The sequence below is a fragment of the Stutzerimonas balearica DSM 6083 genome, assembly GCF_000818015.1.
GTDB lineage: Bacteria > Pseudomonadota > Gammaproteobacteria > Pseudomonadales > Pseudomonadaceae > Stutzerimonas > Stutzerimonas balearica.
On record NZ_CP007511.1, the window covers coordinates 605005 to 619079 of the forward strand.

The 14075-nt window shown below is 63.8% G+C and carries 11 protein-coding genes; all 11 read right to left on the reverse strand.

Features of this window, described 5'->3' with window-relative positions:
* Positions 1-5: 5 nt before the first annotated feature.
* Complete coding sequence (locus CL52_RS02745; protein WP_043218374.1) at positions 6-1157, reverse strand: multifunctional CCA addition/repair protein; 1152 nt, start codon at positions 1155-1157, stop codon at positions 6-8.
* A gap of 111 nt (positions 1158-1268) precedes the next feature.
* On the reverse strand, positions 1269-2813 hold the full coding sequence (locus CL52_RS02750; RefSeq protein WP_043218376.1) for a SpoVR family protein: 1545 nt from the start codon (positions 2811-2813) through the stop codon (positions 1269-1271).
* Complete coding sequence (locus CL52_RS02755) at positions 2810-4096, reverse strand: YeaH/YhbH family protein (protein WP_043218378.1); 1287 nt, start codon at positions 4094-4096, stop codon at positions 2810-2812. Before CL52_RS02755 ends, CL52_RS02750 begins: the two co-directional genes overlap by 4 nt.
* 108 nt (positions 4097-4204) lie before the next feature.
* Positions 4205-6127 (reverse strand): PrkA family serine protein kinase, encoded by a 1923-nt coding sequence (locus CL52_RS02760; protein ID WP_043218379.1) that lies wholly within the window; start codon positions 6125-6127, stop codon positions 4205-4207.
* 271 nt (positions 6128-6398) lie between these two features.
* On the reverse strand, positions 6399-6728 hold the full coding sequence (glpE, locus tag CL52_RS02765) for a thiosulfate sulfurtransferase GlpE (RefSeq protein WP_043218382.1): 330 nt from the start codon (positions 6726-6728) through the stop codon (positions 6399-6401).
* Entirely contained in the window at positions 6725-7552 is an 828-nt protein-coding gene (locus tag CL52_RS02770; RefSeq protein WP_043218384.1) for a symmetrical bis(5'-nucleosyl)-tetraphosphatase, read from the reverse strand. The genes glpE and CL52_RS02770 overlap by 4 nt, the downstream gene beginning before the upstream one ends.
* Positions 7549-7932, reverse strand: a complete 384-nt coding sequence (gene apaG / locus CL52_RS02775; RefSeq protein WP_043218386.1) for a Co2+/Mg2+ efflux facilitator ApaG/CorD — start codon at positions 7930-7932, stop codon at positions 7549-7551. The genes CL52_RS02770 and apaG overlap by 4 nt, the downstream gene beginning before the upstream one ends.
* Before the next feature lie 25 nt (positions 7933-7957).
* Positions 7958-8752 carry a 16S rRNA (adenine(1518)-N(6)/adenine(1519)-N(6))-dimethyltransferase RsmA gene (rsmA, locus tag CL52_RS02780; protein WP_043218389.1) on the reverse strand — a complete coding sequence of 265 codons (795 nt, stop codon included), beginning with the start codon at positions 8750-8752 and terminating at the stop codon, positions 7958-7960.
* 114 nt (positions 8753-8866) lie between these two features.
* Complete coding sequence (gene pdxA, locus CL52_RS02785; protein ID WP_043218393.1) at positions 8867-9856, reverse strand: 4-hydroxythreonine-4-phosphate dehydrogenase PdxA; 990 nt, start codon at positions 9854-9856, stop codon at positions 8867-8869.
* An 80-nt stretch (positions 9857-9936) separates the two neighbouring features.
* Complete coding sequence (locus CL52_RS02790; protein WP_043222898.1) at positions 9937-11244, reverse strand: peptidylprolyl isomerase; 1308 nt, start codon at positions 11242-11244, stop codon at positions 9937-9939.
* Positions 11225-14002, reverse strand: a complete 2778-nt coding sequence (locus CL52_RS02795; protein WP_043218396.1) for an LPS-assembly protein LptD — start codon at positions 14000-14002, stop codon at positions 11225-11227. The genes CL52_RS02790 and CL52_RS02795 overlap by 20 nt, the downstream gene beginning before the upstream one ends.
* Between the last annotated feature and the right edge of the window lie 73 nt (positions 14003-14075).

Consider the following 14075-nt stretch of genomic DNA (forward strand, 5'->3'; position numbering starts at 1 on the left):
CAGCGCTAGCGGCACGCGGCGTATCGTGCGACAGCGGCCAGGCGTTCGTGTTTGAGCGCTTCGCCCAGTTCGGCTCCCCGGTAGCCTTGCTCGACCAGAGGGGCTGCCGTCACCTGGCGTGCCGCGTCGGCCGCTCCCCTCAGATACTCGGCTTGCGTGCGGAAAGGTGCGCCGCTGCTGGGTGCAGCGGCGCCGGCTATTTCGCTGGCGATGAGGAAGCGCTCGAAGCGCTCCGGGCGGCGGTAGATGTCGAAGTGCTGCAGCAGGTCGAGCAGCTGGTTTGCCGACAGCTCAAGCGCCCGTGCAGCGGCGTGGCGGTAGCCGGCGACCAGCTCGGCGAGCTCTTGGCAATCCCGGGGCACCTTGCTGCGCTGGCTGATCGCCCGGACCGGCTCGACGCCCTGACCGTCCTCGATGCTCAGTGGCGAAAGCAGCACCGCCCAGCGCACCGGCAGCGGCTGCTGGCGCCGGGCGCATTCGCGCAGCGCGGCCAGCAGGGCGTCTGGCGTAGGGGCCAGGTGCGCGTCCAGTTCCGGATAGAGCTCGGCCAGTGCGCCGCAGTCGCGCAACACCTGTACGAACACGTCCGGTCGCGGCTCCATCAGGGCGCGGGAGATTTCCTTCCAGCTGCGCTCGGGCGTCAGCGCCTGCAATTCGCCGGAGCGGGACAGCTGGCGCATCAGTTCCAGCGTTTCGCTGGCGATATGAAAGCCGAGGTCGGCGTAGCGCGCGGCGAAACGTGCAACACGCAGGACCCGTAGCGGATCTTCGGCGAAGGCCGGCGAGACATGGCGCAGCAAGCGATCGGCCAGGTCCCGTTGCCCGCCATAGGGGTCATGGAGCTGGCCGTGTTCGTCCTCGGCCATGGCATTGATTGTCAGGTCGCGGCGCAGCAGGTCCTGTTCCAGCGTGACATCCGGGCTGGTGAAGAAGGTGAAGCCCCCGTAACCGCGGCCGCTCTTGCGCTCGGTGCGGGCCAGCGCGTATTCGTCGCCGGTTTGCGGGTGCAGGAACACCGGGAAATCTGCGCCGACCGGGCGAAACCCCAAGGCTTCCATTTGTTCGGCCGTCGCGCCGACGACCACCCAGTCGATCTCGCTGACGGGCCTTCCGAGCAGGCGGTCGCGTACCGCACCACCGACTTTGTAAATCTGCATGAACACCTCCGTTGGCACGGAGGATAAGGCATAGCGCCGCCATACGGCAGGCGGCGTACCCGACCGGAGCGCGGCGCCCCCGGAAGGGCGCGCCGTGCCGAGCGACACGGCTCAGGCGAAGTTCATTCCGGGAAAGCGTGGCTCGGCTTCCGCCTCGCTGTTGCGCGGGGGCATGTGTTGGGTGTTGACCACCTGCTCGCCCTGCATCGATTGCAGGTGAACGTCGAAGCCCCAAAGCCGATGCAGATGCTTGAGCACGTCGCTGGTCGAATCGCCGAGCGGCTTGCGGTCGTGTTGCTGGTGACGCAGCGTCAGCGAGCGATCACCTCTTCTATTGACGTTCCAGACCTGCACGTTCGGCTCGCGGTTGCCAAGGTTGTACTGTGCCGCGAGCAGCTCGCGAATCGTGTGATAGCCGCTTTCGTCGTGAATCGCCGGAATCAGCAGTTCGTCCTTGCGGTCATCGTCGAGCACGCTGAACAGCTTCAGATCGCGGATCACCTTTGGCGAGAGGAACTGCAGGATGAAGCTCTCGTCCTTGAAGTTCTGCATGGCGAACTTGACGGTGGTCAGCCAGTCGCTGCCGGCGATGTCGGGGAACCAGCGGCGGTCCTCCTCGGTGGGGTTCTCGCAGATGCGGCGGATGTCCTGATACATCGCGAAGCCCAGGGTGTAGGGGTTGATGCCGCTGTAATAGGGGCTGTCGAAGCCGGGCTGGTAGATGACGCTGGTGTGTGACTGCAGGAACTCCATCATGAAGCCGTCGGTCACCAGGCCTTCGTCGTACAGGTCGTTCATCAGCGTGTAGTGCCAGAACGTGGCCCAGCCTTCGTTCATCACCTGGGTCTGGCGCTGCGGATAGAAGTACTGGGCGATCTTGCGCACGATGCGCACGATCTCGCGTTGCCAGGGTTCGAGCAGCGGCGCGTGTTTCTCGATGAAATAAAGGATGTTCTCCTGCGGTTCGGCCGGGAAGCGCTGGCCGGCTTCCTGTTCCTCGTCCTTGTCGCCGAGGCGTGGAATGGTGCGCCACAGGTCGTTGATCTGCCGTTGCAGATGCTCTTCGCGTTCGGCCTGGCGGCGGCGCTCTTCTTCGGCTGAAATCGGGTAGGGGCGCTTGTAGCGGTCGACGCCGTAGTTCATCAGCGCATGGCAGGAATCGAGCAGATCCTCGACGGCATTGATGCCATGACGCTCTTCGCACTGGGTGATGTACTGCTTGGCGAACACCAGGTAGTCGATGATCGAGCTGGCGTCGGTCCAGGTGCGGAACAGGTAGTTGCCCTTGAAGAAACTGTTGTGGCCATAGCAGGCGTGGGCGATCACCAGCGCCTGCATGCAGATGGTGTTTTCCTCCATCAGGTAAGCGATGCAGGGATCGGAATTGATCACGATTTCATAGGCCAGGCCCATCTGTCCGCGACGATAGCCTTTCTCGGTGGAGAGAAAGTGCTTGCCGTACGACCAGTGGTGGTAGCCGATGGGCATGCCGACCGAGGCATAGGCATCCATCATCTGCTCGGCCGTGATGACCTCGATCTGGTTCGGGTAGGTGTCCAGGGCGTAGCGCTCGGCGAGGCGGCCGATCTCACGGTCGTAGGTTCTGATCAGGTCGAAGGTCCATTCCGAGCCGGTGGAGATGGGTTGTCTCTTCATGCTGCACCTCTTCCGGCGCCGCCGCGCCGTTGGAACAGCTCGCGGAACACCGGGTAGATGTCCGCGGCACTGACCAGTTGCTGCTGGGCGAAAGCCTCGGGGAAGGCTTCGCACACCTGGTTGTATTCGTACCAGAGCGCCTGATGCTCGCGCGGGGTGATCTCGACATAGGTGAAATACTGCACGAAGGGCATGATCTGGTTGATCAGGATGTCCCGGCACAGCGGCGAGTCGTCGTTCCAGTTGTCGCCGTCCGAAGCCTGCGCGCCGTAGATGTTCCACTCCGCAGCCGGATAACGCTCGGCCATGATTTCCTGCATCATTTTCAGCGCGCTGGAGACGATGGTCCCGCCGGTCTCGCGCGAGTAGAAGAACTCCTCTTCATCCACTTCCTTGGCGCTGGTGTGGTGGCGGATGAACACCACATCGATCTTGTCGTAGTTCCGCTTGAGGAACAGGTAGAGGAGGATGAAGAAGCGCTTGGCGACGTCTTTCGTCGCCTGGGTCATCGAGCCCGACACGTCCATCAGGCAGAACATCACCGCCTTGGAGCTGGGGTTGGGATGCTTGACCAGCAGGTTGTACTTGAGGTCGAAGGTGTCGAGGAATGGCACCCGTTCGATGCGCGCACGTAGCCGCAGGATTTCTTCCTCACAGGCCTTGATGTCGCCGAGGTTGTCCGGCTCTTCGAGCTTGAGGCGCTCGAGTTCGGCGCGCGCCTGGCGTAGCTTGGCGCGGCTGGAGCCCGACAGCGCAATGCGCCGCGCATGCGCCGAGCGCAAGGTGCGCACGATGTTGATCCGGGAGGGGTTGCCCTCGTTGCTGATGCCGGCGCGCACCGTCTTGAAGGTGTCGGTGCCGGTCAGGTGACGCTTGACCAGGTTGGGCAGCTCGAGGTCCTCGAACATGAAGTCGAGAAATTCTTCCTGGGTGATCTGGAAGACGAAGTCATCCATCCCTTCGCCGCTGTTGCTCGCCTGCCCGGCACCCTGGCCGCCACCACCGCCCTGCGGGCGTGGGATGCGTTCGCCGGCGACGAACTCCTTGTTGCCCGGATGGACGATCGTCTGCCGCCCACCGCGGCCGTGGTGCAGCACCGGTTCGTCGATGTCGCGACCGGGAATGCTGATTTGTTCGCCATGCTCCATGTCGGTGATGGAACGCCGGCTGACGGCCTCTTCCACCGCCTTCTTGATGTGGCCCCGGTAGCGCTGCAGGAAGCGCTGACGGTTGACCATGCTCTTGTTCTTGCCGTTGAGGCGCCGATCGATCACGTAGCTCATACGAGCCCTCCGAGGGACGCTGCAGGCCTTGAGGGATCAGCCGCCTGCCTCGGCAACCGACCCTCCAAGCTCTCGTCTGCAGCCTACAGCTTTTGGCGTGAGGCTGCGTTACTGCGACTTGCGCACCCGCAAATACCATTCGGATAGCAGGCGGACCTGCTTCTCGGTGTAACCGCGCTCGACCATGCGCGACACGAAGTCGTTGTGCTTCTTCTGGTCTTCCTTGCTGGCCTTGGCATTGAAGCTGATGACCGGCAGCAGATCCTCGGTGTTGGAGAACATCTTCTTCTCGATCACCACGCGCAGCTTCTCGTAGGACAGCCAGCTCGGGTTCTTGCCGTTGTTGTTGGCCCGCGCGCGCAGTACGAAGTTGACGATCTCGTTGCGGAAGTCCTTGGGATTGCTGATGCCGGCAGGCTTCTCGATCTTCTCCAGCTCTTCGTTGAGGGCGGCGCGGTTGAGGATCTCGCCGGTTTCCGGGTCGCGGTATTCCTGGTCCTGGATCCAGAAGTCGGCGTACAGCACATAGCGATCGAAGATGTTCTGCCCGTATTCGCTGTAGGACTCGAGGTAGGCGGTCTGGATCTCCTTGCCGATGAACTCGACGTAGCGCGGCGCCAGGTATTCCTTGATGAAGCGCAGGTAGCGCTCGCGCACCTCGGCCGGGAACTGCTCCTGCTCGATCTGCTGCTCGAGCACGTAGAGCAGGTGTACCGGGTTGGCGGCGACCTCGTGCGGGTCGAAGTTGAAGACCTTCGACAGGATCTTGAAGGCGAAGCGGGTGGAGAGGCCGTTCATGCCTTCGTCCACGCCAGCAGCGTCGCGGTATTCCTGGATCGACTTCGCCTTGGGGTCGGTGTCCTTTAGGTTCTCGCCGTCGTAGACCCGCATCTTCGAGTAGATGTTGGAGTTCTCCGGCTCCTTCAGACGCGAGAGCACACTGAACTGCGCGAGCATCTTCAGGGTGTCCGGGGCGCAGTGAGCCTGCGACAGCGAGCTGTTGGTCAGCAGCTTGTCGTAGATCTTCACCTCGTCTGACACCCGCAGGCAGTAGGGCACCTTGACGATGTAGATACGGTCGATGAAGGCTTCGTTGTTCTTGTTGTTGCGGAAGCTGTGCCACTCCGATTCGTTGGAGTGCGCCAGGATGATGCCGCTGTAGGGAATCGCACCCAGGCCCTCGGTGGAGTTGTAGTTGCCTTCCTGGGTCGCGGTCAGCAGCGGGTGCAGCACCTTGATCGGCGCCTTGAACATCTCGACGAATTCCATCAGGCCCTGGTTCGCCCGGCACAGCGCGCCCGAATAGGCGTAGGCGTCGGCATCGTTCTGCGGGAATTCCTCCAGCTTGCGGATATCCACCTTGCCGACCAGCGCCGAGATGTCCTGGTTGTTGTCGTCGCCCGGCTCGGTCTTGGCCACGGCAATCTGATTGAGGATCGACGGGTAGAGCTTGACCACGCGGAACTGGCTGATATCGCCACCGAATTCCTGCAGTCGCTTGGTTGCCCAGGGCGACATGATGGAGCTGAGGTAGCGCCGCGGGATGCCGTAATCCTCCTCGAGGATCTGGGCGTCTTCGGCGGGATTGAACAGGCCCAGCGGCGACTCGAATACCGGCGAGCCCTTGATCGCATAGAAGGGCACCCGCTCGATCAGCTGCTTGAGCTTTTCGGCCAGCGACGACTTGCCACCGCCTACCGGGCCGAGGAGATAGAGGATCTGCTTCTTCTCCTCCAGGCCCTGCGCCGCGTGGCGGAAGTAGGAGACGATCTGGTCGATGCAGTCCTCCATGCCGTGGAAGTCTTCGAACGCGGGATAACGGCGGATCACCTTGTTGGAAAAAATTCGCGATAGCCGCGGGTCGGTCGAGGTGTCGACCAGCTCCGGCTCGCCGATCGCCATCAGCATGCGCTCGGCCGCGGTGGCGTAGGTACTCGGGTCCTGTTTGCACAGATCGAGGTATTCCTGCAGGGAATATTCCTCCTGCCGGGTCGCTTCGAATCGTTGTTGGAAGTGGCTGAAAATGCTCATGACTTCACCTCGTCGCTGCACAGGTAGGCGTTGTCATCAGGCATCCCGGAGCCCGGCCGCAACGGCGGCCAGCGGAGTTCCCCCGAACACCCAATGGTCGAAACCATAATCCGAAGCCGTTTTACCCGGCTTTCATCGTTTGGATGGCCTGAGCTAAAGGATAGTTCGGATTCGGCGGCGTAAAGGGGCGGGGCGACTTTTTACCGGGAGCGGAAGCCGGCAAACAGGGTGCAGCCCGCGCGGCGCGGGGCCTGCACGGGGACACAAAAACTTACGACTGCTCGTCGCGCTCCACTTCCTGCGGGTAGGTGACGCGCCACAGTTCGAAGCCTCCATCGAGACTATAGACGTCGGAAAAACCCTGGCCCACCAGATAGGCCGCGGCGCCCTGGCTCGAATGGCCGTGGTAGCAGGTCACGATCAGTGGATGGTCGAGGTCGGCGGCGGCGATGAAGTCCGGCAGCGAGTAGTTGTCCAGCCGGGTCGAGCCGGCGATGTGGCCGCTGGCGAAGCTGTGCGGGTCGCGGATGTCCACCACCACCGCGCCTTCGCGACGCATCTGCTGGGCTTGCTCGGGGGCAATGCGCTTGAATTCCATCAGTTCGGTCTCCCGTGATCGCAGGCGCAGCGCAACAGCTCGCCGCTGTCGAGGTTCATCAGGGTCATGGCGTTCCCCCAGACGCAGCCGGTGTCCAGGGCGAAGACGTCCGGCTCGTCACAGCGACCCTCGAGCGCGGCCCAGTGGCCGAAGACGATCTTCACATTGCGGGTCTTGCGCTGCGGATGGCTGAACCAGGGCGCATAGCCGGAGGGCGCCTTGTTCAGCCCCTCCTTGGCTTCAAGTTCCAGCGTGCCGTCGGCCTTGCAGAAGCGCATGCGCGTGAAGTAGTTGGTGATCAAGCGCAGGCGTGGCACACCGTGCAGATCCTTGCTCCACTTGGCCGGCTCATTGCCGTACATCCCGTCGAGGAATGGCATCAGCAGGGCGTCGTCCTGCAAGGCTGCCTCGACTTCGGCCGCGCGCCTGAGTGCTTTTTCCAGCGTCCACTGCGGCGGTATGCCGGCGTGCACCAGCGCGGTATGCCGGTGCTCATCGTAGTGCAGCAGCTTTTGCCGGCGCAGCCAGTCGATCAGGTCATTGCGGTCCGGCGCGTCGAGAATGGCCTGCAGCGTATCGGACTTGCGCATGCGTTCGATGTTGTGGGCGACCGCCAGCAGATGCAGGTCATGGTTGCCGAGCACACAGACGGCCGAGCCGTCGAGGTCCCGCACGTAGCGCAGCGCCTCGAGTGATTGCGGGCCACGGTTGACCAAGTCACCGGCCAGCCACAGGCAATCTCGCGAGGGGCTGAAGTCGACCTGCTCGAGCAGGCACTTGAGGGGTTCGAGGCAACCCTGCAGGTCGCCGACGGCATAGGTGGTCAATGCAGTGCTCCGGGTACGGCAAGGCGGAACGGCGCGATGATCGCGTCGAAGTGGTGTCCGTCCTCGGCGAGCATCTGGTAGCTGCCCTGCATGATGCCGACACGTGTGGTCAGCAGGGTGCCGCTGGTATAGACATGCCGTTCGCCGGGGGCGATCGTCGGCTGTTCACCGACGACGCCGGCCCCGCGCACTTCCTGCACCTGGCCGTCGCCGTCGGTGATGAGCCAGTGCCGGGAAAGCAGCTGTGCCGCCACCTGGCCCTTGTTCTCTATGGTTACCCTGTAGGCAAAGGCATAGCGGTTTTGTTCCGGCTCGGAGTGTTCCTTGAGGTAATGCGGAACGACGCTGACGTCGATCCGGTAGCGCTGATCGTCGGACATAAAAAGACTCGTCGATGAGGCGCCGTTACTGGCGCAGGGCGAGTTGGTCGGACAGGCGGACAAACGCGGCCAGGTCCAGCTGCTCGGGGCGCAGGCTGCCGTCGACGCCGGCTGCCTCGATGGCTTCGGCATCGAGCAGGCCCTTGAGCGTGTTGCGCAGGGTCTTGCGGCGCTGGTTGAACGCCTCGCGCACGACGCGTTCGAGCAGGCGTGGGTCCTTGGCCGGGTGCGGCAGTTCGGCATGCGGCACCAGGCGAACGATCGCCGAGTCCACCTTTGGCGCCGGGCTGAAAGCGCCCGGGCCGACGTTGAACAGGTGTTCGACCCGGCAGTGGTACTGCACCATGATCGAGAGCCGGCCCCAGTCGCCGCCACCGGGTTCGGCAGCCAGGCGCTCCACCACTTCCTTTTGCAGCATGAAGTGCATGTCGCGGATCAGGCCGGCGTGCTCGAGCAGGTGGAAGATCAACGGCGTGGAAATGTTGTAGGGCAGGTTGCCGACGATACGCAGGCTGGCTGGCTCGCGGCTGAGCTGGGCGAAGTCGAATTTCAGCGCATCGCCCTGGTGCAGGGCGAAATTGCTTCGCTCGGCGAAGCGGCTCTGGAGAATCGGGATCAGGTCGAGATCGAGCTCGACCACATCCAGATGGGCGCCGCTGTCGAGCAACCCCTCGGTGAGGGCACCCTGGCCGGGGCCGATCTCGACCAGCCGCTCGCCCGCTCGCGGATGGATGGCGCGCAGGATGCGGTGAATGACGCCGGCGTCATGCAGGAAATTCTGGCCGAAGCGCTTGCGCGCGCGGTGTTGGTACTCGGACATAGAAGGCAGCTCCAGGCTTCAAGCTGCAAGCGACAAGCAAGAGCGTAAAGCGAACGATGCAAAGGCGCGAAGCTTAACAGTTGCGCCCGTGCGCGACACGCACCGACCGCGCCGTCAGCTGCCTGCCGCCATCTGGTAGGCGGTTTCGAGCGCGACCTTGAGGCTGCCGGTGTCGATGCGCCCGCTGCCGGCCAGGTCCAGCGCGGTGCCGTGGTCGACGGAGGTGCGTACGATCGGCAGGCCCAGGGTGACGTTCACCGCGGCGCCGAAACCCTTGTACTTGAGCACTGGCAGGCCCTGGTCGTGGAACATGGCCAGCACCGCGTCGCAGTGTTCCAGGTGCTTGGGGGTGAACAGCGTGTCGGCCGGCAGCGGGCCGACCAGGTCGAGCCCTTCGTCACGCAGCCGCGCCAGCGTCGGCTCGATGATCTCGATCTCTTCGCGGCCCAGGTGGCCGCCTTCTCCGGCGTGCGGGTTGAGCCCGCAAACGAGGATGCGTGGCCGTGCGATGCCGAACTTGTCGACCAGATCGGCGTGCAGGATTCGCGTCACACGCTCCAGACGTTCGGCTGTAATCGCGTCGGCCACCTCGCGCAGTGGCAGATGGGTGGTGACCAGCGCCACGCGCAATCCGTGGGTGGCCAGCATCATGACGACCTGCGGCGTCCGGGTCAGCTCCGCGAGAAATTCCGTATGCCCGGAGAAGGCGACACCGGCTTCGTTGATCACGCCTTTGTGCACGGGGGCGGTGATCATGCCGGCGAAGTCGCCCGCGAGGCAGCCGCGGGCAGCGCGAGTCAGCGTCTCCAGTACGTAGGGACCGTTGGCGGGGTCGAGCTGGCCGGCCTGCGCCGGCGCCCGCAATGGCGTGTCCCAGACGTAGAGGCTACCGGCTGGCGCCGGATGCTCCGGCCAGGCGCCGGGATGCACCTCTATCAATTCGATCGACAGACCGAGTGCTGCGCTCCGCGCTTGCAGCAGTTCCACGCTGGCGATGGCAACGAGCGTTCTGGCCTGCGCGTCGCGGGCCAGCAGCAGGCAGAGGTCCGGGCCGATACCGGCTGGTTCGCCGGGGGTGAGAACGAAGGGGCGGGAGCGCGTCATGGATACCTCGGTGCGTTCGGCAAGCAAAAACGGGGTGAGGCACCTGGTGCCATCACCCCGTCTGTTTCAGGCCTGTCGGATCAGAGCTTGATTTCGACGTAGGCCTCATCGCGGATCTGTCGTAGCCAGGCCTGCAGTTCTTCATCGTAGCGGCGGTTGCGCAGCAGATTGCGAGCCTGCTGCTCGCGGAACTCCTCGCTGGTGTCCGTGGCGCGACGGCCGAGCACCTCGAGAATGTGCCAGCCATAGGGCGACTGGAACGGCTGCGAGAGTTCGCCGCTGGCGGTGTTGGCCATCACCTGACGGAACTCCGGAACTAGTGAATTCGGGTCGATCCAGTTCAGGTCGCCACCGTTGAGTGCCGAACCCGGGTCTTCCGAAAAATTGCGCGCCAGCTCGGCGAAGTCTTCGCCCGCCAGGATGCGCTCACGCAGGCGCTTGACCAGCAGGCGAGCCTCGTCTTCGCTGCGAATCGCGCTGGGCTTGATGAGAATATGGCGAACGTGCACCTCGTCGCGTACCTGCGTTTCGCCGCCGCGCTTTTCCAGCACCTTGACGATGATGAAACCGGGCGGCGTGCGTACCGGCTCGGTGAACTCACCAACGGCCAGCTCGCGGACCAGGCTGTCGAACGGCGGCGGTAGCTGAGCGGCCTTGCGCCAGCCCATGTCTCCACCTTCGAGGGCGTTCTCGCTGGCGGAGCGGGCCACCGCCAGGCGTGCGAAGTCCGCGCCTTTCTGTAGTTGCTCGTGAGTGTCGCGTGCCATGCGCTCGGCGGCCTGGATGGTGGCCGAATCGGCCGCCTCGGGTACCGGGATGAGGATGTTGGCCAGGTGGTACTCCTCCGACAGCTGCAGCTTGCCGAGGTCGGAGGCGAGGAAGTTCTGCACTTCCTGCTCGGAAACCTGGATGCGCTCGGCGACCCGGCGCTGACGTACGCGGCTGATGATCATCTCGCGCCGGATCTGCTCGCGCGCGGTCTCCGGGCTCAGGCCGTCGCGTGCCAAGGCCTCGCGGAACTGCTCGGGGGTCATGTTGTTGCGCTGGGCAATGGTGGCCATCGCCTGGTTCAGCTCTTCATCGGAGATGCGAACGCCGGAGCGTTCGCCGATCTGCAATTGCAGGTTTTCGCTGATCAGGCGTTCCAGAACCTGTTGCTGCAGCACCTCGTTGGGCGGCACTTCCGCGCCGCGCTTCTCGATGGTCTGACGGACCTCTTGGATGCGCTGATCAAGCTGGCTCTGCATGATCACGTCGTTGTCGACGATCGCGACCACGCGATCCAGCGGTTGTACCTGGGCCAGCGCAGTCGTGGTCAGCGTGGCGCTGCCCAGTAGCAGGGTGCCCAGCAGCAGCGGGCGCAGGAAATCAGAGAGCTTGGTCTTCACGTTCACGGTAGCCTTGAATGCCTTGTTCGAGGAAGGTCTCGGTCGCGCTGCCAACGACGCCGCCGAGTCCCTTGAGGACGATCTGCAGGAAGATGCCGCTGTCCGGCTCGTCGTTGCGATCGGGGTTGAGGCTGGTCTCGTCGTAATCCACCCAGTAGCGGTTGATCAGGCGCAGCTTCCAGCAGCAACTGTCGTACTCGAAGCCGCCGAAGGCCTCCAGCGTGCGGCTGCGGCTGTAGTCGTGCTGCCAGCGTCCGATGACGCTCCACTGCGGGACGATCGGCCAGATGAACGAGAAGTCATGCTGGTTGATCTTGTAGTAGTCCTTGATGAAGTCCGGATTTGGAGTGCCGTCTGCAAGCAGCTCGTTGCCGTAGTCGCCCCCGTACCTCCATTCGCCGGTGGCCTGGTCGAAACGGATGGTGTCGTTGCGGTAGCGATAACCGAGGTTGACGATCTTGTTCGGGTTGGCTTCCGGCTGGTAGTGCCACATTGCACTGCCGGAGCGGGTACGGCCCTGGTCCGGATCCCAGTTGAAGGTCGAGGTGAAGCTCCAGTCGCGGTTGTAGCGGTACTGGTATTCGAGCGCGTAGGGCGATACCGAGCTCTGCGCGTCCGGACGCTCTTCGACGGACATGCCGGGCAGTTGCACTTCACGATCGCGGAAGTAGTAGATCTGGCCGATGCTCAAGCGCTGGCGTTCGAAGCCATTGGGCTCGATCCAGCGGCTGGTCACGCCCAGCGAGAGCTGGTTGGCGTCCCCGATCCGGTCGCGACCACTGAAGCGGTTCTCGCGCCACAGCGAGGAATAGCTGAAGCTGCTTTCGCCAGTGTCGAACACCGGGATGTCGTCCTGGTCCTCTTTCGGTACATAGAGGTAGAACAGGCGCGGCTCGAGCGTCTGCCGGTAATCCTTGCCGAACCACTGGGTATCGCGGTCGAAATACAGGCCGCTGTCGACGCTGAAGATCGGAACGCTGCGATCGGGCGAATCCTCGAAATTGGTAATTCCCCCGAATGCAGGGTCTCGCCCTTTCGAGTCGAGATCCAGGCTGTACTGGGTGTAGGCGTACTTGAGCGACGGCTTGACGAAGCCCCAGGTCCACTGCAGCGGCAGGCTGACGCCCGGCTCCAGGTGCAGGCGCTCGCCTTCGGCGCGGGTCAGCCCTGTCAGCCGGTCGTCATACCAGCGCTCCGGGTTGCCGTCTTCGTTGAAGAAGAATCCATCGCGCAGGCTGCGCTGGAAGCTGACGAACTCGGTCTTGTAGGCGAAGTTCAGCCCACCGGGCTGGAAGGGCAGACGGCCATCGAGGGTGACCTGCGGCAGGCGCTCGTACGGCGTGATGTCGGCCACCGTGGCGCGCTCGTAGGCATGGGCATTCAGTCGCGCGGTGTAGTTATCGCCGCGGTAGGTGAGCGTGCCACGCTGGTCCAAGTGCTCCTTGGTGGAAATATTCAGGTTGGTGTCCAGGTCCTGAAAGTAGTACGGGTCGCTGATGTCGGTGTAGTCGACCTCGGCGAGCCAGCGCGAGTCCAGGCCGGTGCGGTGCTGCCAGCTGTACATCCAGCGCTGGTCTTCATATTCGGACTGCAGCTTGCGATCGTCGTTGCTGTCGTCCAGATAGGCCGCGCCGAACTGCCCCTCGCTGCTGCGGCTCAGGTAGCGGAACTCACCTTCCATCAGCAGGCCGCGGTCGGTCATCAGGTGCGGATACAGCGTGGCGTCGAAGTTCGGTGCCAGGTTGAAGTAGTAAGGCGTCTGCAGCGAGAACCCGGTGTCGCTCGACGAGCCGATGCTCGGGGCGAGAAAGCCGGACTGGCGACGATCATCGATCGGGAAGTAGATGTACGGTGTGTAGAACACCGGTACGTCCTTCACCCGCAGCGTCACGTTGGTCGCCGAGCCGAAACCGGTCGCCGGGTTCAGCGTCACGTTGTTGCCTTGCAGATGCCAGGTGTTCTCGCCCGGCTCGCAGCGGGTGTAGGTACCGTCCTTGAGCCGGATGATCGCGGTTTCCTCGCGCTTGGCATAGAGCGCGCTGCCGCGCACCTTGCCCGAGTGCACCACATACTCAGCGTTCTCGACCTTGGCTTCGCCGTTGTCGAGGAAGATTTCCGCGCGATCCCCCACCATCAGCGCATTGCGGTCACGCAGACGGACGTTGCCGACCAGCTCGCCGCGGTTTTCCAGCTGGTGCAGGCGGGCCTCGTCGGCCTCGGCCTGCATGCTGCCCTGGCGCAGCACCACGTCACCGGCCAGGGTGGCGATTTCCTGTTCCTGTTCGTAGCGCGTGGCCTTGGCCGAAACGTAGGTCGGCGCCTCGCTCATCGGCGTGTCGTCGAACTTGCCCGGGCGGTTGGGCTCGACGTAGGTACCGGTGCAGTAGGGGCCGGTTTCGGCCAGTTGCGCGGCGGTGAGCTTTTCGCGCGGCACCCAGTCCAGATGGCTGTAGTCCTGGCTGCGTGAGGCCAATGCGCGTCCTTTGCTCTCGATCACCAGCTTGGCGCTGGTGTCGGGGCGGTCGCCCTCCGGCGTGCGGCTCGCGGAGCTGGCGACGCCGGCGGATTCGACCGGGCGCGGCGGCAAGGCGTGGCTGGGCGTGGTAGTCGCGCAATTCCAGCCACCACCTGGGCCAGGCTGGCAGTCGAACTGCTCGGCAGCGCTGGCGAAGGGAGCGGCAACGGGTTGCAGAGCAAGCAGGCTACCAGTGACAAGGAGGGGGAACTTTCTACGAAACGCGGGATATCTGACTGCCATCTTGTTCTTTGGTCCGTGCTTGCGGCGAGCCATCGGCCGGCTTACTGCAGGCCTCTCGATGGGCTGAAAAAGA